This window comes from Pseudomonas vranovensis (assembly GCF_040438935.1).
Taxonomy (GTDB): Bacteria; Pseudomonadota; Gammaproteobacteria; order Pseudomonadales; family Pseudomonadaceae; genus Aquipseudomonas; species Aquipseudomonas vranovensis.
This window is the reverse complement of sequence record NZ_CP159259.1, coordinates 807,661-824,335: the sequence shown is the minus strand read 5'-3', so window position 1 is coordinate 824,335 and position 16,675 is coordinate 807,661. Positions and strand designations below refer to the sequence as shown.

At 60.8% G+C, this 16,675-nt stretch carries 15 protein-coding genes and 1 tRNA gene; 5 read left to right on the top strand and 11 right to left on the bottom strand.

Annotation, left to right across the window (positions count from 1 at the left end; all coding sequences use genetic code 11):
* Window positions 1–130 precede the first annotated feature (130 nt).
* Window positions 131–1,612 (bottom strand): glutamate--tRNA ligase, encoded by a 1,482-nt coding sequence (gene gltX, locus ABVN19_RS03885; RefSeq protein ID WP_028943796.1) that lies wholly within the window; start codon window positions 1,610–1,612, stop codon window positions 131–133.
* Between the two features lie 143 nt (window positions 1,613–1,755).
* Here gltX and ABVN19_RS03880 point away from each other — a divergent pair, with 143 nt between their 5' ends.
* On the top strand, window positions 1,756–2,805 hold the full coding sequence (locus ABVN19_RS03880; RefSeq protein ID WP_028943795.1) for an HlyD family secretion protein: 1,050 nt from the start codon (window positions 1,756–1,758) through the stop codon (window positions 2,803–2,805).
* Window positions 2,795–4,345: an MDR family MFS transporter gene (locus ABVN19_RS03875; protein ID WP_036989776.1), complete on the top strand. Its 1,551-nt coding sequence runs from the start codon at window positions 2,795–2,797 to the stop codon at window positions 4,343–4,345. The genes ABVN19_RS03880 and ABVN19_RS03875 overlap by 11 nt, the downstream gene beginning before the upstream one ends.
* Window positions 4,346–4,421: 76 nt before the next feature.
* On the opposite strand, the gene uvrB is transcribed toward ABVN19_RS03875, so the two are convergent.
* Complete coding sequence (gene uvrB / locus ABVN19_RS03870) at window positions 4,422–6,437, bottom strand: excinuclease ABC subunit UvrB (protein ID WP_028943794.1); 2,016 nt, start codon at window positions 6,435–6,437, stop codon at window positions 4,422–4,424.
* Window positions 6,438–6,731: 294 nt separating this feature from the next.
* Here uvrB and ABVN19_RS03865 point away from each other — a divergent pair, with 294 nt between their 5' ends.
* Window positions 6,732–7,928 (top strand): amino acid aminotransferase, encoded by a 1,197-nt coding sequence (locus ABVN19_RS03865; protein WP_105642806.1) that lies wholly within the window; start codon window positions 6,732–6,734, stop codon window positions 7,926–7,928.
* Between the two features lie 62 nt (window positions 7,929–7,990).
* A tRNA-Asn gene (locus ABVN19_RS03860) sits at window positions 7,991–8,066 on the top strand.
* A 69-nt stretch (window positions 8,067–8,135) separates the two neighbouring features.
* Here ABVN19_RS03860 and ABVN19_RS03855 read toward each other — a convergent pair.
* The 5 genes from ABVN19_RS03855 to ABVN19_RS03835 all read right to left on the bottom strand — a co-directional run bounded on the left by ABVN19_RS03855 (window position 8,136) and on the right by ABVN19_RS03835 (window position 11,625).
* Window positions 8,136–8,558 carry a cupin domain-containing protein gene (locus ABVN19_RS03855; protein WP_105642805.1) on the bottom strand — a complete coding sequence of 141 codons (423 nt, stop codon included), beginning with the start codon at window positions 8,556–8,558 and terminating at the stop codon, window positions 8,136–8,138.
* Between the two features lie 90 nt (window positions 8,559–8,648).
* Window positions 8,649–9,209: a DUF1285 domain-containing protein gene (locus ABVN19_RS03850; protein WP_028943791.1), complete on the bottom strand. Its 561-nt coding sequence runs from the start codon at window positions 9,207–9,209 to the stop codon at window positions 8,649–8,651.
* A 9-nt stretch (window positions 9,210–9,218) separates the two neighbouring features.
* On the bottom strand, window positions 9,219–9,824 hold the full coding sequence (locus ABVN19_RS03845) for a DUF4823 domain-containing protein (protein WP_105642804.1): 606 nt from the start codon (window positions 9,822–9,824) through the stop codon (window positions 9,219–9,221).
* A gap of 66 nt (window positions 9,825–9,890) precedes the next feature.
* Window positions 9,891–10,859 (bottom strand): radical SAM protein, encoded by a 969-nt coding sequence (locus ABVN19_RS03840; protein ID WP_028943789.1) that lies wholly within the window; start codon window positions 10,857–10,859, stop codon window positions 9,891–9,893.
* A gap of 127 nt (window positions 10,860–10,986) precedes the next feature.
* A complete protein-coding gene (locus ABVN19_RS03835) occupies window positions 10,987–11,625 on the bottom strand; it encodes a TetR/AcrR family transcriptional regulator (RefSeq protein ID WP_028943788.1) in 639 nt (212 codons plus the stop codon).
* Between the two features lie 72 nt (window positions 11,626–11,697).
* On the opposite strand from ABVN19_RS03835, the gene ABVN19_RS03830 reads away from it, so the two are divergent.
* Window positions 11,698–12,831: an aminotransferase class V-fold PLP-dependent enzyme gene (locus ABVN19_RS03830; protein ID WP_028943787.1), complete on the top strand. Its 1,134-nt coding sequence runs from the start codon at window positions 11,698–11,700 to the stop codon at window positions 12,829–12,831.
* 238 nt (window positions 12,832–13,069) lie between these two features.
* On the opposite strand, the gene ABVN19_RS03825 is transcribed toward ABVN19_RS03830, so the two are convergent.
* Genes ABVN19_RS03825 through mltG form a run of 4 tightly spaced genes read right to left on the bottom strand, consistent with a single transcriptional unit; the run spans window position 13,070 to window position 16,674 of the window.
* Window positions 13,070–13,852 (bottom strand): TatD family hydrolase, encoded by a 783-nt coding sequence (locus tag ABVN19_RS03825; RefSeq protein WP_028943786.1) that lies wholly within the window; start codon window positions 13,850–13,852, stop codon window positions 13,070–13,072.
* Window positions 13,853–13,897: 45 nt separating this feature from the next.
* On the bottom strand, window positions 13,898–14,884 hold the full coding sequence (locus tag ABVN19_RS03820; RefSeq protein ID WP_028943785.1) for a DNA polymerase III subunit delta': 987 nt from the start codon (window positions 14,882–14,884) through the stop codon (window positions 13,898–13,900).
* Window positions 14,877–15,509, bottom strand: coding sequence for a dTMP kinase (gene tmk, locus ABVN19_RS03815; RefSeq protein ID WP_105642803.1), 633 nt, complete (start codon window positions 15,507–15,509; stop codon window positions 14,877–14,879). Before tmk ends, ABVN19_RS03820 begins: the two co-directional genes overlap by 8 nt.
* A 19-nt stretch (window positions 15,510–15,528) precedes the next feature.
* Window positions 15,529–16,674, bottom strand: coding sequence for an endolytic transglycosylase MltG (gene mltG / locus ABVN19_RS03810; RefSeq protein WP_218274697.1), 1,146 nt, complete (start codon window positions 16,672–16,674; stop codon window positions 15,529–15,531).
* Between the last annotated feature and the right edge of the window lies 1 nt (window position 16,675).

The window sequence follows — 16,675 nt, the reverse complement described above, 5'->3', positions numbered from 1 at the left end:
GAGATAACAATCACTTACCGGCCTGGCGCGTGAAACACCCCGGTTTTACGGGGGTTTGGCACATCGCGGGGCGAGCCCGCTCCTGCAACAGGAGCGGGCTCGCCCCGCGATGTTTCTTTCGGAAAATCAATCAGGCAATGGTGCCCAACAGTTTTTCCCACTCTTTGTTTTCTTTCTTCGACACCCCACCGAGCAGGTCCAGGGCCTGGCGCAGGCGGTAGCGGGTCAGGTCCGGGCCGAGGATCTCCATGGCGTCCAGCACAGACACCGAGCTGGCCTGGCCACTGATCGCGGCGAACATCAGCGGCATCGCATCACGCAGCTTCAGCTCAAGCGCTTCGACCACTGCCTGGATGCAACCGGTGATGCGGTCTTTCTCCCACTGACGCAGGCTTTCAAGCTTCCACAAGATCAACTGCATGACCTGACGCACCTGGTCAGCCGACAGCTTCTTGTGCTCGAACAGCTTGGCATCGAGCTTGAGTGCCCCTTCAAAGAAGAAACCACCCAACGGCGCGATCTGGCTGAAGGTCTCTACCCTGCCCTGCACGTGCGGTGCGATCTTCATCATGTAATCGCTGTTGAACGCCCATTTCTGCACCCGTGCGGCGAATTCTTCCACCGGCAGGTCACGCAGCCACTGGCCATTGAGCCACGACAGTTTCTCGATATCGAAGATCGGGCCACCCAGGGAAACGCGCGACAGGTCGAAGTGCTCGACCATCTCGGCCAGCGAGAATTTCTCGCGCTCGTCCGGCATCGACCAGCCCATGCGGCCCAGGTAGTTGAGCATGGCTTCAGGCATGAAGCCCATGCGCTCGTAGAAGGTCACCGAAGTCGGGTTCTTGCGCTTGGACAGCTTGCTCTTGTCGGGGTTGCGCAGTAGCGGCATGTAGCACAGCACCGGCTGTTCCCAGCCGAAGTACTCGTACAGCTTGATCAGCTTGGGCGCCGACGGCAGCCATTCTTCACCGCGCAGCACGTGGGTGATGCCCATCAGGTGGTCATCGACCACGTTGGCCAGGAAGTAGGTCGGCAAGCCATCGGTCTTCATCAAGACCTGCATATCCATGCGGTCCCATGGAATCTCGACATCGCCACGCAGCATGTCCGGCACCACGCACACACCTTCGCTCGGCACCTTCATGCGGATCACATGCGGTTCGCCAGCGGCCAGGCGGCGCTGCACTTCTTCAGGCGAGAGCAGCAAGGCACGGCCGTCGTAGCGCGGGGTTTCGCCGCGGGCCATCTGCTCGGCGCGCATCTGGTCCAGTTCTTCAGCGGTGCAGAAGCACGGGAATGCATGGCCGGCATCGACCAGTTGCTGGGCGTACTGCTTGTAGATGTCGCCCCGCTCACTCTGCCGATACGGGCCGTGCGGGCCGCCAACATCCGGGCCTTCGCTCCATTCGATGCCCAACCAGCGCAGGGCGTCGAAGATCTGCTGTTCGGACTCGCGGGTCGAACGCAACTGGTCGGTATCTTCGATACGCAGGATGAACTCGCCGCCGTGCTGCTTGGCAAAGCAGTAATTGAACAGGGCGATGTAAGCGGTGCCGACGTGGGGATCGCCAGTAGGCGAAGGCGCGATACGCGTGCGAACGGTGGTCATGGACAGTCTCGAACTAGAGATGAAACAAAGGCTGGATGTTAACAGGGAGCGGGCATCGGGCTCCAGCAATGGGCGCGATCGGCACTTGTGGTCGTGGATCCAAACACGGTTAAATTTGCTTACATTATTGGAACGATCGTCTCATGCCTGCTCAACTCAAGCGTCGCCTGCTGGTTTTTCTCACCCTTGTCCTGCTGATTGCCCTCGCCTTTCTCGCCCACTGGTACCTCAAGGGACGCTTCTACGAAAGTACCGACAACGCCTATGTACAGGGCGAAATCACCCGGGTCTCCAGTCAACTGGGTGCGCGCATCGATGAAGTACTGGTGCAGGACAACCAGCATGTTGCCAAGGGCGACCTGCTGGTGCGCCTGGAGCCGGACGACTTTCGCCTGGCCGTGGAGCGCGCCCGCGCAGCCCTCGACACCCGCGAAGCCGAACGCCTGCAGGCCGAAAGCCGCCTGACCCAACAGGCCAGCCTGATTGCCGCTGGCCAGGCCCAAGTCGCCGCCAACCAGGCCACTCTGGGGCGCGCCGAACTGGATCTCAACCGTGCCCAGGCGCTGCGCAAGCCGGGCTACGTCTCCGAGGAGCGCGTAACCACCCTGTCGGCGGAAAACCACGTCGCCCGCTCCCAGGTGAGCAAGGCGCAGGCAGACCTGCAGGGCCAGCGCCAGCAGGTCAACGCCCTGACCGCCGAGATCAAGCGCCTGGACGCCCAGATCGTCAATGCCCGCGCCGAACTGGCCCAAGCCGAACTGAACCTGACCCGCAGCGAAATCCATGCGCCGATCAGCGGCATGATCGGCCAGCGCGCCGCCCGCAACGGCCAGGTGGTTCAGGCCGGCGCTTACTTGCTGTCTATCGTTCCGGACGAGGACATCTGGATTCAGGCCAACTTCAAGGAAACCCAGATCGGCCATATGCAACCGGGGCAAAAAGCCGAACTGGTGTTCGACAGCTATCCCGACACCCCGATTCAGGCCCGGGTCAACAGCCTGTTCGCCGCCTCCGGTGCCCAATTCAGCCTGTTGCCGCCGGACAACGCCACCGGCAACTTCACCAAGGTGGTCCAGCGCATTCCAGTGAAACTCACCTTCGACGCCGACAGCCCGCTGCACGGCAGGATTCGCCCTGGCATGTCGGTTACCGCGACTGTGGATATCCGAGACAACGCCGACCATGGCCGGTGATCAACTGATCCGTCCCGTCGGCGAACCCAGCCGACGCGACTGGATCGCGGTCATGAGCGTCATGCTCGGCGCCTTCATGGCGGTATTGGACATCCAGATCACCAACTCCTCGCTCAAGGATATCCAGGGCGCCCTGTCGGCGACCCTGGAGGAAGGCTCCTGGATCTCCACCTCTTATCTGGTAGCCGAGATCATCATGATCCCGCTGACCGCCTGGCTGGTGCAGCTGCTGTCTGCCAGGCGCCTGGCCGTCTGGGTTTCACTGGGGTTCCTGGTGTCTTCGCTGCTGTGCTCGATGTCCTGGAACCTGGAGAGCATGATCATTTTCCGCGCCATGCAGGGGTTTACCGGCGGCGCCTTGATTCCGCTGGCCTTCACCCTGACCTTGATCAAGCTGCCTGAGCACCATCGCGCCAAAGGTATGGCCATGTTCGCCATGACGGCCACCTTCGCCCCCTCCATCGGCCCGACCCTGGGCGGCTGGCTCACCGAGAACTGGGGCTGGGAATACATCTTCTACATCAACATCCCACCGGGGCTATTGATGATCGCCGGCCTGATGTATGGCCTGGAAAAGAAAGAAGCTCACTGGGAGCTGCTCAAGAGTACCGACTATGCCGGCATCGTCACCCTGGGTGTGGGCCTGGGCTGCCTGCAGGTGTTTCTGGAGGAAGGCCACCGCAAGGACTGGCTGGAGTCGAGCCTGATTGTCGGGCTTGGCAGCATCGCCCTGATGAGCCTGATCACCTTCGTGATCCTGCAATTTTCCAAGCCCAACCCGCTGATCAACCTGCGCATTCTCGGCAATCGCAACTTCGGTTTGTCGAGCATCGCCAGCCTTGGTATGGGGGTCGGGCTATATGGTTCGATCTACCTGCTGCCGCTGTACCTGGCGCAGATCCAGAACTACAACGCCTTGCAGATCGGCGAAGTCATCATGTGGATGGGCATTCCCCAACTGTTCCTGATTCCGCTGGTGCCGCAGTTGATGAAGGTCATCTCGCCGAAAATCCTCTGCACCCTGGGCTTTGGCCTGTTTGGCCTGGCCAGCTTCAGTTCCGGCGTGCTCAACCCGGACTTCGCCGGCGAACAATTCAACCAGATCCAGATCATCCGCGCACTGGGCCAACCAATGATCATGGTGACCATCTCGCTGATTGCGACGGCGTACATCCTGCCGCAGGACGCGGGTTCGGCGTCGAGCCTGTTCAACATCCTGCGCAATCTGGGGGGCGCCATCGGCATTGCACTGCTGGCGACCTTGCTGGATGCGCGCACCAAGGTGTATTTCGATTACCTGCGTGAAGCGCTGGTGCCGAGTAACCCGCAGGTAGCCGAGCGCCTGGCACAGTTAGCCGAGCGACTGGGGAGTGATGCTGCGGCACTGGGCAAGTTGAGTGAGATCACCCACCAGCAAGCGATGATCATGGCCTATAACGATGCCTTCCACTTTGTGGGCATCGGCTTGGCGATCAGCATGGTGGCGGTGTTGATGACACGCAGATTGCCGCAAGGGCTCAAGGCCGGAGAAGCACACTGACCTGCAGAAGCGGGCTTGCCCCGCGATAGCGGTGTCCTTGATGGATCGCTATCGCGGGACAAGCCCGCTCCTACAGTCAGGCGGTAAGCAGGCGCTCGCGCAATGCGGTGATCTCGTCGCGCAGCTGTGCTGCGGCCTCGAATTCCAGGTCGCGTGCCAGTTGGTACATCTTCTCTTCCAGCAGCTTGATGCGCTTGGCAATCTCGCCCGGTGAGCGCAGCTCGGCCTCGTAGCGCGCGCTTTCTTCGGCAGCCTTGGCCATGCCCTTGCGCTTCTTACTGCGCGAGCCGGGCACGTTGGCACCTTCCATGATGTCGGTGACGTCCTTGACCACACCCTTGGGCACGATGCCATTGGCTTCATTGAATGCAATCTGCTTGTCACGACGGCGCTCGGTCTCACCCATGGCTCGCTCCATCGAGCCGGTAATTCTGTCGGCATAGAGAATAGCGCGACCGTTGAGGTTGCGGGCGGCACGACCGATGGTCTGGATCAGCGATCGCTCGGAACGCAGGAAGCCTTCCTTGTCGGCATCGAGGATGGCCACCAGTGATACCTCGGGCATGTCCAGGCCCTCACGCAACAGGTTGATCCCCACCAACACATCGAAGGTACCCAGGCGCAGGTCGCGGATGATTTCGACCCGCTCCACCGTGTCGATGTCCGAGTGCAGGTAGCGCACCCGCACATCATGGTCGGCAAGATAGTCGGTGAGGTCTTCGGCCATGCGCTTGGTCAAGGTGGTGACCAGCACCCGCTCTTCAACGGCGACCCGCTTGCGGATCTCGGAGAGCAGATCATCGACCTGGGTGATGGCCGGGCGCACCTCCACCTGCGGGTCGACCAGGCCGGTCGGGCGCACCACCTGCTCCACTACCCTGCCAGCGTGCTCAGCCTCGTACGGCCCAGGGGTCGCGGAGACGAAGATAGTCTGCGGGCTGACCGCCTCCCATTCGTCAAAGCGCATGGGCCGGTTGTCCAGCGCCGAGGGCAGGCGAAAACCGTACTCGACAAGGGTTTCCTTGCGTGAGCGGTCGCCTTTGTACATCGCCCCGACCTGCGGAACGCTGACGTGGGATTCGTCGATCACCAGCAAGGCGTCGGGCGGCAGATAGTCGTAGAGGGTCGGCGGCGGTGCCCCTGCCGGGCGACCGGAGAGGTAGCGCGAGTAGTTCTCGATGCCATTGCAGTAGCCGAGTTCGAGAATCATCTCCAGGTCAAAACGGGTGCGCTGCTCCAGGCGCTGGGCTTCGACCAGCTTATTGGCCTTGTGCAGGTATTCCAGGCGCTGCTGCAGCTCTTCCTTGATACCTTCCATCGCCTCCAGCAAGGTTTCGCGCGGGGTCACATAGTGGCTCTTGGGATAGAACGTGAAGCGCGGCAACTTGCGGATCACCTCGCCGGTCAGCGGGTCGAAGGCCGCGATGTTCTCCACCTCGTCGTCGAACAGCTCGATGCGGATGGCCTCGAGGTCCGATTCGGCCGGGAAGATGTCGATCACATCCCCGCGTACACGGAAGGTAGCCCGGGCAAAATCCATTTCGTTGCGGGTGTACTGCAGGTCGGCCAGGCGCCGCAGCAAGGCACGCTGGTCGAGCTTGTCACCGCGATCCACGTGCAGGACCATCTTCAGGTAGGTTTCCGGGCTGCCCAGGCCATAGATGCAGGACACCGTGGTGACAATGATCGCATCGCGCCGCTCAAGCAGTGCCTTGGTCGCCGACAAGCGCATCTGCTCGATGTGGTCGTTGATCGAGGCATCCTTCTCGATGAAGGTGTCGGAGGACGGCACGTAGGCTTCGGGTTGGTAGTAGTCGTAGTAGGAAACGAAATACTCCACGGCGTTGTTGGGGAAAAACGCCTTGAACTCGCCGTAGAGCTGCGCCGCCAGGGTCTTGTTGGGCGCCAGCACCAGGGTCGGGCGCTGCACCTGGGCAATCACGTTGGCGATACTGAAGGTCTTGCCCGAGCCGGTGACCCCGAGCAGGGTCTGGTGCGCCAGGCCCGCCTCGATGCCTTCGACCATCTGGCGAATGGCCTCCGGCTGATCGCCGGCTGGCTGGAAACGGGTGACGAGCTGAAACTCGGACATGACGGACCTCTGATTTTTCACGGCTGCAGGCAACTGTATCTATAGACAGTAGTTATACCGAATTAGTGGCGCAAAGCGCCAGTTTCAACTCAGTGTCGAGGGCAATTGCTGTATTGGACGGGTCAATTCGACTAACGGTCGAAAAATATTCGGCGAAACAGCAGGAAAAGCTGCGCTGGACTGTCGCCGTGACCGACCGGTATCACTATACTGACTCCCCGTTTGTGCACCGCTCTAGTGCATTCGACTGGAGCGTGCGACCTCTTTCACTCTCCATTCAGAGCCAAGGTAATAATGAGCCTGTTTTCCGCTGTCGAGCTGGCACCACGCGATCCCATTCTGGGCCTCAACGAAGCTTTCAACGCCGATACCCGTAGCAACAAGGTCAACTTGGGTGTAGGTGTGTACTGCAACGAAGAAGGGCGTATCCCACTGCTGCGCGCAGTGATCGAAGCCGAAACCCAGCGCGCTGCCCAGCACGCTTCCCGCGGTTACCTGCCGATCGATGGCATCGCCGCCTACGACCAGGCCGTGCAGAAGCTGCTGTTCGGTGCCGAGTCACCCCTGCTGGCCGCAGGCCGTGTCATCACCACCCAGGCCGTGGGTGGTACTGGCGCCCTGAAAATCGGTGCAGACTTCCTCAAGCAGATTTCGCCAAATGCCGTGGTTGCCATCAGCGACCCTAGCTGGGAAAACCACCGCGCGCTGTTCGAAGCCGCCGGTTTCCCGGTCCAGAACTACCGCTACTACGATGCTGCCACCAACGACGTCAATCGCAGCGGCATGCTGGAAGACCTCAACGCCCTGCCCTCCGGCTCGATCATCGTCCTGCACGCCTGTTGTCACAACCCGACCGGCGTCGACCTGAGCCTGGACGACTGGAAAAACGTTCTGGAAGTCGTCAAGGCCAAGGGCCACGTGCCGTTCCTCGACATGGCCTACCAGGGCTTTGGCGATGGCATCCACGAAGATGCATTTGCAGTCCGCCTGTTCGCCGAATCGGGTCTGGATTTCTTCGTCTCCAGCTCGTTCTCCAAATCCTTCTCGCTGTATGGCGAGCGCGTTGGCGCCCTGTCGATCATCACCGAGTCCAAGGAAGAAAGCGCTCGCGTGCTGTCCCAGGTCAAGCGCGTGATCCGTACCAACTACTCCAACCCGCCGACTCACGGCGCCACTATCGTCGCCACCGTGCTCAACAGCCCGGAACTGCGTGCGATGTGGGAAGCCGAGCTGGGTGAGATGCGCCAGCGCATCCACGGCATGCGCAAGCAGATGGTCGAGCTGCTGGCCGAATATGGCGCTCAGCGCGATTTCAGTTTCGTCGGTCGTCAGCGCGGCATGTTCTCTTACTCGGGCCTGACCGTTGAGCAAGTCGCACGCCTGAAGAACGAATTCGGCATCTACGCTCTGGATACGGGTCGTATTTGTGTCGCCACCCTGAACCAGAGCAACATTCATGGGGTGACCAAGGCCATCGTCGAGGTCCTGTAACTGACCTTTTGCCAAGGGGAAGCTTGACTTCCCCTTAGCAATCAGTAAGATACGCCACAGATTCCGCGATAGCTCAGTCGGTAGAGCAAATGACTGTTAATCATTGGGTCCCAGGTTCGAGTCCTGGTCGCGGAGCCAAATACCTGAAAAACCTCCAGTTGCGTTAAGCACTGGAGGTTTTTTCGTTTCTGCCCTCCGCATTTTTTCCTAGGGCTTGTAAGGCTCGGTCACGGGTCGCTGCTCATCCACCAGTGTCCACACCAGCAACTTTGCCGGCGCCGTCTCACTGCCATTGCGCGACACCAGGTGTACCGCCCCCGGCGGTTCGTACCAGAATTCGCCCGCCTTGTAGGCCGTTGGCTGCTGCTCACTCTTGAGCTGGGACACCACAGTCCCTTCCAGCACATACGCCATGACCGCACCCGGATGCCGATGCGCCACGGACTGCTGGCCCGGCGCATAACTGACCGTCAGCATGATGGCTTTCTTGCCTGGCGCATTGCTTGGCAACTGCTGTTGCAAAACCTTGACCGCTTCCCAGCCCTGCTCCGGGCCATGAGCCCAGGCACCCGGCAGAACAAACAGGCTGGCAACGATCAGACTACTGAGGGGTAACAGGCGGGGCTTCATTGGCATGACCTCTGATGTATGAGTACCGGCAGGCTATGCCGGCACTCACGAGGTAAAAAGCACCAATTCGGGGAAAAACGCGGAGGCTAATCAACTACGACCAATGGGGTAGAACGTGCCGCCACTCCAGACTCCCAGCCACTGCTGGCCATCGATCTGTCGCGGCACAGCCAACTCGACCAGTTGATAGAACACATTACGATGGATCAGCGCCTCGAGGTTGCTGCGCATATGAACGTAGGGCGAGGGTTCTTGAGTTTGCGCGTCGATCTCGAAACGCAATGGATGCTCGGGACCGGCCTCGACCTGGTCCTCGACATTGCTGGTGAAGCGCAGTACCTGCTGCTTACCACTGCCTTGCACCTCAAGGGCTACCGCCACAAAGGGTGCGTCGTCGACCTTGATGCCGACCTTCTCCACCGGCGTCACCAGGAAGTAGTCGTCACCGTCGCGCCGAATGATGGTGGAGAATAACCGCACCATCGGCTTGCGCCCAATCGGCGTCCCCAGGTAGTACCAGGTACCGTCGCGAGCAATGCGCATGTCGATGTCGCCGCAGAAATCCGGATTCCACAGATGCACAGGTGGCAAACCTTTCTCCGCCTTGGGAATCTGCGACAGCAGATCGTTTGCCTTGCCGGAATCCGTCATTACATTCTCCTATCGACTCATGCCCAGAAGGCTACGAGCGTAATCCTCAAGGGGTGGGCCGAGCAAATCTTCCGGCTTGTTATCGTGGAACGTCAGCAAACCGCCACGGCTTTTGATCCGCGCGGTGTCGATCAGGTAGCGGGTATTGGTCTCGATCAACATCAACTGGACCACGCCGGTGTCGATGCCCAGACGATCCACTGCTTGCTCGTCATACCATTCGTCACCGTTGCCGATGCGATCATCGGTACGCGCAAAGCGGGTGTACAGCAGGTAGTGGGCACCCACCGAACGAGCCTCCACCAGCGCTTCTTCCAGGCCCAGGGGGCCTTGGGCACGTCGCACCATGGGGAAGTACTCGACAAAGCCCTTGAACGCTTCCTCGGCGACCACATTGGGTCGTGGATAAGGGCCTTTGCCCGGCGGCACGAAAGCGCCCTGGCCAATGTAGATGAATGAGTCAGGCTGCAGACGGACCGACAGCGAACGACGCGTGTCGCTATGGTCGAGCAAGCCGGCGTCGCTCATGTGATAACGGGCGCCCTCGCCCATGTCGCTGACATTCATGCAGCCGCCCAGCGCCATCAGCGCCAGCAGCAGAACCAGGCTACGCATCTATCCTCCAGTGGCCGGTGACGGAAAACCGGCGAACGGCTGACAGATGCAGCTTTTGCGCCAGTCTTAGCCACCAATGATCTTCATCACCGTTGCACCGCCGGAAAATGCCACGGGCTGCTTGTCGCCCAGCGCCTTGAGCAGCAAACCCTGCAAGGCAGGCAAGGCCTCGTGGCGGGGCTTATCAAGCAGATCGCCGACATAGTGACGGTTGCTCGATGACAGGCAACCGTGCAGCCAACCGGTCGACGACAGGCGCAGACGCGAGCAGGTACGGCAGAACGGCACGCTTTCGTTGGCAATCACACCAAAGAAGCCATGACCGGGAATCTGATAGCGCAGGGCCGTGGCATCCACAGGCGCATTGGCCTGCAGGTATTCGTAACGCTCGCCGATCAATTGCAACAGATGCTCGAGACTGACGAACTGTTGCAGGAACGCGTTGCCGTCACGCGCCAGATGCCCCATGCGCATCAGCTCGATGAATCGCAGCTCGAACCCCCGCGCCATGCAGTATTCAAGCAACGGCACTACCTGATCGAAGTTCTGCCCGCGCAAGGGCACCATATTGACCTTGATCTTGATCCCGGCCGCACTGGCCTGCTCCATGCCATCGAGCACCGTGGCCAGATCGCCACCACGGGCGATACGCCGGAATGCATCGGGATCAAGGGTATCGAGGGAGACGTTGAGCCGGCGAATGCCAGCGGCGCGCAGCAAGGGCAGCTTGCGAGCGAGCAGTTGACCGTTGGTGGTCAGGCTGATTTCATCCAGGCCAAGGGTGGCGACGGAGGCGAGGAAGGTTTCAAGCTTGGGGCTGACCAGCGGCTCGCCCCCGGTCACCCGCAGGCGCTCGATGCCGGCCGCTTCGATCAGATAGGCCACGCCACGGGCCATGGCTTCGGCAGACAACTCATCCTGGGCCGCCACCAGACGCTTGCCGTCCGGCACACAATACGTACAGGCATAGTTGCAGGCAGCGGTAAGACTGACGCGCAAGTTGCGAAAACGCCTGCCTTGGCGGTCGACGATCATGGGTGACTCCGGCATGGATGAATCGGGCCTGCAAAACCTGACTCAAAAATCAAGTTTTTGCAAGCCTCATACCTGAGTATATTCCCGCCAGGGTCATCCCTGTAGCGCCATCGGCGCCCTGAATGCCTCAGCTGCCGGCGCCGTCCGGGTCACGCTTGCGCTTGTTGCCCATGCGCACGCCGATGTCCATCAGGAACTGGAAGAAACCTTCCTGATCCTCCAGCACATTGCTCCAGAACGGCGAGTGATAGAGCGCTACGGCCCCATGCACCAAGGCCCAGGCAGCGCAATAATGGAAGTACGGCGGTACGTCTTCAAGCTTGCCTTCGCTGATGCGACCCTTGATCAGCAGGGTCAGGCGCTCGAAGTTGGACGCACGGATCTTGTGCAGCTCCTCGACCATCTCGGGAACCTGGTTACCCTTGACCACCTTCTCTTCGAGGCGATCGAACAACCGGTAGCGCTGCGGATCACGCATGCGAAATTCGAAGTAGGCGCGCGACAGGGCTTCCTTGTCGCGGTCAACGTCGGCAGAGTGCAACAGTTCGTTCAAATCGCGCTCGTAGTCGAGCATCAGGCGCAGATAGATCTCCGCCTTTGACTTGAAGTGCTTGTAGATCGTGCCTTTGCCGATACCGACAGCATCAGCGATCATCTCGACGGTGACACTGTCTTCACCCTGTTCGAGAAACAGCTTGAGCGCGGTATCGAGAATTTCTTGCTCACGGCGACGAAACTCACGGACCTTACGAGGTTCTTTCTGCATAAGAAGGACTGGATCAAAATCGAAGCCGGTTATTATGCCTAACTTGCGCCAAAATGCACGGATCATCCAACCATGTCTATGTTTCTTGAAGAGTTCGAACAGGCCCCGGGCCTTCGCTATCTGAACCATGCAGCCGTGGCACCCTGGCCGAAACGCGCCAGCCAGGCGGTTGCGCGCTTCGCCCAGGAGAACGTTTTACTGGGCGCAAGGGACTATCCGGACTGGATGCTCATGGAGCAGCGCCTGCGTGAACGCCTTATGCGCCTGACGAACGCGCCGTCGACCGATGACATCGCCCTGGTCAAGAACACCTCCGAAGCGCTTTCATTCGTCGCCTTCGGACTCGCCTGGCAGGCCGGTGACCAGATAGTAATCAGTGACGAGGAGTTCCCCTCCAACCGCATTGTCTGGGAGGCTCTGGCCAACCAGGGCGTCGAAGTGGTCCAGGTCAGCCTCAAGGGGCCGGACCCGGAAGCCGATCTGCTGGCGGCCTGCGGGCCTCGGGTTCGATTGCTGGCCATCAGCGCAGTACAATTCGCCAGCGGGCTGCGCCTGGACCTGGCACAGCTCGGCCAGGGCTGCCGCGAACGCCAGGTACTGTTCTGTATCGATGCCATCCAACAATTGGGCGCCCTGCCCTTTGATGTCCAGGCCTACCAGTGCGATTTCGCCATGGCCGACGGACACAAATGGATGCTCGGCCCGGAGGGCCTTGGAGTGTTCTATTGCCGGCGCGAAATTCGCCCTAGGCTCAAACTCAGCGAATACGGCTGGCATATGCTCGAGCACATGGGCGACTACACCCGCACCACCTGGGAACCAGCACACAGCGCCCGGCGCTTTGAATGCGGCAGCCCGAACATGCTCGGCGCAGCAGCCCTGGAGGCCAGCTTGTCGCTGCTTGAAGCTGTGGGCATGGACCAGGTGGCTGCCTTGCTGGCCGAGCGAGTGGCCTGGTTGCACGATGGTCTCGCGGCGATTCCCGACGTACGCCTGCACAGCCCACAGGACCCGACACGACGTGGCGGCATCGTTTCATTCAGCATCGACGGGATTGATAACCTTCAGGTCTATCAACACTTGAAGCAGGAGCAGGTGGTCTGCATCACTCGAGGCCAAGGTATACGATTTTCACCGCACTTCTACACGCCCGAGGCGATAATCGACGAAACTCTCGCAATAGTGAGACAAATAGCAGAGCGTTGAGTGCTCAGCAGCGGCAGCCGTATTCCAAATCTGTTTAAAAAACGACCAGCCGGCGCTGGCAGCCCGCCAATCCTGACCAATACTTCAGGTGTTGGCGCGGCGCATCCCCCCAAGTGGCGCGCCGATAAAGGTGCTCAGGGACCGCGTACCTTTGTTTTACTCCTAATGGTCTTAACCCGGATTCACCCCCCAGAACCCGGGTTTTTTTTGCCTGCATTTTGTGCCTGCGAGCTTGCCCCTAGCGGACCCGTGCCAGCGGAAACAGACGCTTGAAGTTGGCCGTGGTCTGCTCAGCCAGTTGCTCATAGCTTTCTCCCCGCAGCATCGCGACAAACTCCGCCACTTCACGCACGTACTGCGGCAAGTTCGCTTTGCCACGATGAGGGACAGGCGCCAGGTATGGAGAGTCGGTTTCTACCAGCAGGCGATCGGCCGGGACTTGTCGAGCCACATCCCGCAGGGCATCGGCATTGCGGAAAGTGACGATACCAGACAGCGAGATGTAGTAGCCCAGGTCCAGCGCCGCCCTGGCCATGTCCCAGTCCTCGGTGAAGCAGTGAAGCACCCCCGTCTGACTCAAGTCGGCCTCGCGCAGCAACGCCAGGGTATCGGCCCGGGCCGCCCGCGTATGGATGATGACCGGCTTGCCGGTGACTTTCGCCGCCTGCAAGTGAAGACGGAAGGAGTCCTGCTGGACCTCGGCCGCCTCGGGCTCGTAGTGGTAGTCCAGCCCGGTTTCACCGATGGCTACCACGTGCGGGTGTTCAAGCTCCTTGAGCAGCCATTCCAGCGGCGGAGCGCCGTCAGGGGTCAAGTCCAGCGGATGAATCCCCACCGAACAGTCGACATCGCTGTAGCGCTCGCTGAGGTCCTTGACCGCCTTGGCGTTGTCGGCACTGACGCCGATACACAGAAAGTGACCGACACCTCGCGCCCGGGCCGCCTCGAGGGCGGCATCCAGGGAGTCCTGGTGCGCGGAAAGGTCGAGACGATCGAGGTGACAATGGGAATCTACAAGCATGGCTTCACGACAACACTGAAAAATGAATGAATTCGAACGCCGGGCTCAACGTTGGCCAGGCAACATCGCCCAGGACGCCAGCAGCGCCTCGAGCAGCAGCACACGATTGAGATTGGCCTTCGACAGCACCTTCTGGCGCTGGGCGAGGATCCAGTCCTGAATCTCCAGCACCTTGCCCTTGCTGCTTTTCTGCGCCAGGTACTGCACGACTTTGCGCATGTCGCTCAAGCCTAACCCTTCCTCGTCTTCGGTCAACTGGTAGCGCAGGACCAGATTGGACCAATCACAGAACCAGTCGAACAACTGCAGCAAGGGGATAGCATTCCAGGCTTCAGCGAGCTGGCTGGGGGACAGCTGCTGCTTGAGCAGCTTCTTGACCCCCTCGACCACCAACGCACGCTGCTCGCGCACACCCTGGGCCTGAAGGCTGACCGCCGCCAGCGGCGAACCCGCTGCCAGGGTGAGCAACTCAAGGCGCTCCTGTTCGTCACAATCAGGCAGCGCCTTGCTTAGCCAGGCCACGCTTTGGGCGGTATCCGGCAGCGGACAGGCCTGCTGGACACAGCGACTTTTGATGGTCGGCAGCAAGCGGCTGGGCTGATGGCTGACCAGCAACAACACGGTGTTGCCCGACGGCTCCTCAAGACTCTTGAGCAAGGCATTGGCAGCGTTGATGTTCATCGCCTCGACCGGCTCGATCAGCACCACCTTGCGCCCGCCCAGTTGTGCGGTCTGAACCACGAACGACACCAGGTCACGCACCTGGTCGACCTTGATGGGCTTGTCGGCCTCCTCCGGTTCCAGTACGTAGTTGTCCGGGTGACTGCCGGCAGCCAGCAACAGGCACGACTTGCACTGGCCACAGGCCTGGAGATTGGCCGGGCGCTGGCATAACAGCAACGCCATCAGGCGCTCGGCCAGCGCGCGCTTGCCGATGCCCAGAGGACCATGCAGCAGGTAGGCATGGGCATGCTGTGTACGCCCGGCCAGTTGCTGCCACAAGGTCTGCTGCCAAGGGTAGGCCTCAGCCACGGCAACGCTCCAGGATCTGCGGCAGCAAGGCATCCAGAGACTGTTGTACCTGTGCCAGGGTCTGAGAGGCGTCAATCAGCGTGTATTGCTCGGGAGCAGCCTTGGCACGCTCCAGGTAGGCTTGGCGTACAGCCTCGAAAAAGACCTGCCCCTCCTGCTCGAAGCGATCCAGGCGACCACGCGCCGCCGCCCGCGACAATCCGATGTCCACAGGCAGGTCGAAGACCAGGGTCAGGTCCGGGCGTAGCTCGCCCTGGACGAACTGTTCCAATGTGGCGATGCGCGACACCGACAGGCCGCGACCGCCGCCCTGATAGGCATAGGTGGCATCAGTGAAACGATCGCACAACACCACCGCCCCTCGGGCCAGGGCCGGGCGAATCACTTGCGCCAGGTGCTGGGCACGGGCGGCAAACACCAGCAACAGCTCGGTGTCGGCATCCATGATCTCTTCGCTGGGCGCCAACAGCAGTTCGCGGATCCGCTCGGCCAGCGGCGTACCGCCTGGCTCACGGGTCAGGACCACATCCACGCCCTCGGCCCGCAGGTGCTCGGCAAGGTACTCGCGATTGGTGCTCTTGCCAGCGCCTTCGGGACCTTCCAGGGTAATAAACAAGCCGCTCACAGGCAGTCCTTACAGTTGATCATTGCGGGGTGGGTTCGCTGGCTGGCGCTTCCGGTTCAGGGAGCGCCTGGCCTGCCTCGCCAGGGGGCTCTTCGACGGGGGCTTCCTGGGCAGGAGCCTCGACTGGAACCACAGGGGCCGGGCTCGAACGATAATCGGCACGACGCTTGATTTGATATTCGCGAACAGCCGAGTTGTGCGCATCCAGGTCATCAGAGAAGACATGGCTGCCATCGCCACGCGCCACGAAGTACAGGCTGGTACCCGGGGCCGGGTTCAGCGCGGCATGGATGGCTTCACGCCCCACCATGGCGATCGGGGTCGGCGGCAGTCCAGCATTGGTGTAAGTATTGTAGGGCGTCGGTTCACGCAGGTCGGCACGGGTGATCTTGCCGTTGTAACGCTCGCCCATGCCGTAGATGACTGTCGGATCGGTCTGCAACAACATGCCGATACGCATGCGCCGCACGAACACGCCGGCGATCTCGCCACGCTCCTGGGGCACCCCCGTCTCCTTCTCCACCAGCGAGGCCATGATCAGCGCCTGGTATGGATCACGATACGGCAAGTCGGCGGGACGCGCCGCCCACTCCTTGGCCAGCACCTCTTCCAGGCGGGCGTAAGCCTGCTGGAGAAACTCTACATCGGTCATGCCACGAACAAAACGGTAGGTATCCGGGAAGAACCGCCCTTCGGGAAACACACCGGGATGGCCAAGCTTGTCCATGACCTCGACATCACTGAGGCCGTCGATGGTCTGCTTGATCTTTTCATGCTTGGCCAGTGCCGAGCGTACCTGGCGGAAGTTCCAGCCCTCGACCAGGGTCAGGCTGTATTGCACCACATCACCCCGACGCCAGACTTCGAACAGGTCGCGTACGGTCATGCCGGGCGTCACGCGGTATTCGCCCGTGTGCAACGGCACGCCTGCCATGTTGAAGCGCCAGTACAGGCGCAACCAGAACGCGTCGTTCAGCAGGCCGTCTTTCTCCATGCGGTAGAACATGCGATTGGGGTTGGTGCCGGTCGGCACGTCGAGCAATTGCTCCTGGCTTACATGCAGGGTCTGCTCGAGCGCCGAGTTCACTTTCCAGGCCGAAAAACCCAGCATCAGGCCTGCCAGGATCAATCCGGTCTCCAGCAGCACCAAGAATTTACGTCTCACA

What these genes read in the sequence shown, in the direction of transcription:
- ABVN19_RS03830 (WP_028943787.1), top strand. Translation starts at nt 11,698, where the DNA reads ATGTCTATGTTTCTTGAAGAGTTCGAACAGGCCCCGGGCCTTCGCTAT.
- ABVN19_RS03850 (WP_028943791.1), bottom strand. Translation starts at nt 9,209, where the DNA reads ATGACGGATTCCGGCAAGGCAAACGATCTGCTGTCGCAGATTCCCAAG.
- ABVN19_RS03840 (WP_028943789.1), bottom strand. Translation starts at nt 10,859, where the DNA reads ATGATCGTCGACCGCCAAGGCAGGCGTTTTCGCAACTTGCGCGTCAGT.
- ABVN19_RS03855 (WP_105642805.1), bottom strand. Translation starts at nt 8,558, where the DNA reads ATGAAGCCCCGCCTGTTACCCCTCAGTAGTCTGATCGTTGCCAGCCTG.
- ABVN19_RS03880 (WP_028943795.1), top strand. Translation starts at nt 1,756, where the DNA reads ATGCCTGCTCAACTCAAGCGTCGCCTGCTGGTTTTTCTCACCCTTGTC.
- ABVN19_RS03875 (WP_036989776.1), top strand. Translation starts at nt 2,795, where the DNA reads ATGGCCGGTGATCAACTGATCCGTCCCGTCGGCGAACCCAGCCGACGC.
- uvrB (WP_028943794.1), bottom strand. Translation starts at nt 6,437, where the DNA reads ATGTCCGAGTTTCAGCTCGTCACCCGTTTCCAGCCAGCCGGCGATCAG.
- ABVN19_RS03825 (WP_028943786.1), bottom strand. Translation starts at nt 13,852, where the DNA reads ATGCTTGTAGATTCCCATTGTCACCTCGATCGTCTCGACCTTTCCGCG.
- ABVN19_RS03845 (WP_105642804.1), bottom strand. Translation starts at nt 9,824, where the DNA reads ATGCGTAGCCTGGTTCTGCTGCTGGCGCTGATGGCGCTGGGCGGCTGC.
- gltX (WP_028943796.1), bottom strand. Translation starts at nt 1,612, where the DNA reads ATGACCACCGTTCGCACGCGTATCGCGCCTTCGCCTACTGGCGATCCC.
- ABVN19_RS03865 (WP_105642806.1), top strand. Translation starts at nt 6,732, where the DNA reads ATGAGCCTGTTTTCCGCTGTCGAGCTGGCACCACGCGATCCCATTCTG.
- ABVN19_RS03835 (WP_028943788.1), bottom strand. Translation starts at nt 11,625, where the DNA reads ATGCAGAAAGAACCTCGTAAGGTCCGTGAGTTTCGTCGCCGTGAGCAA.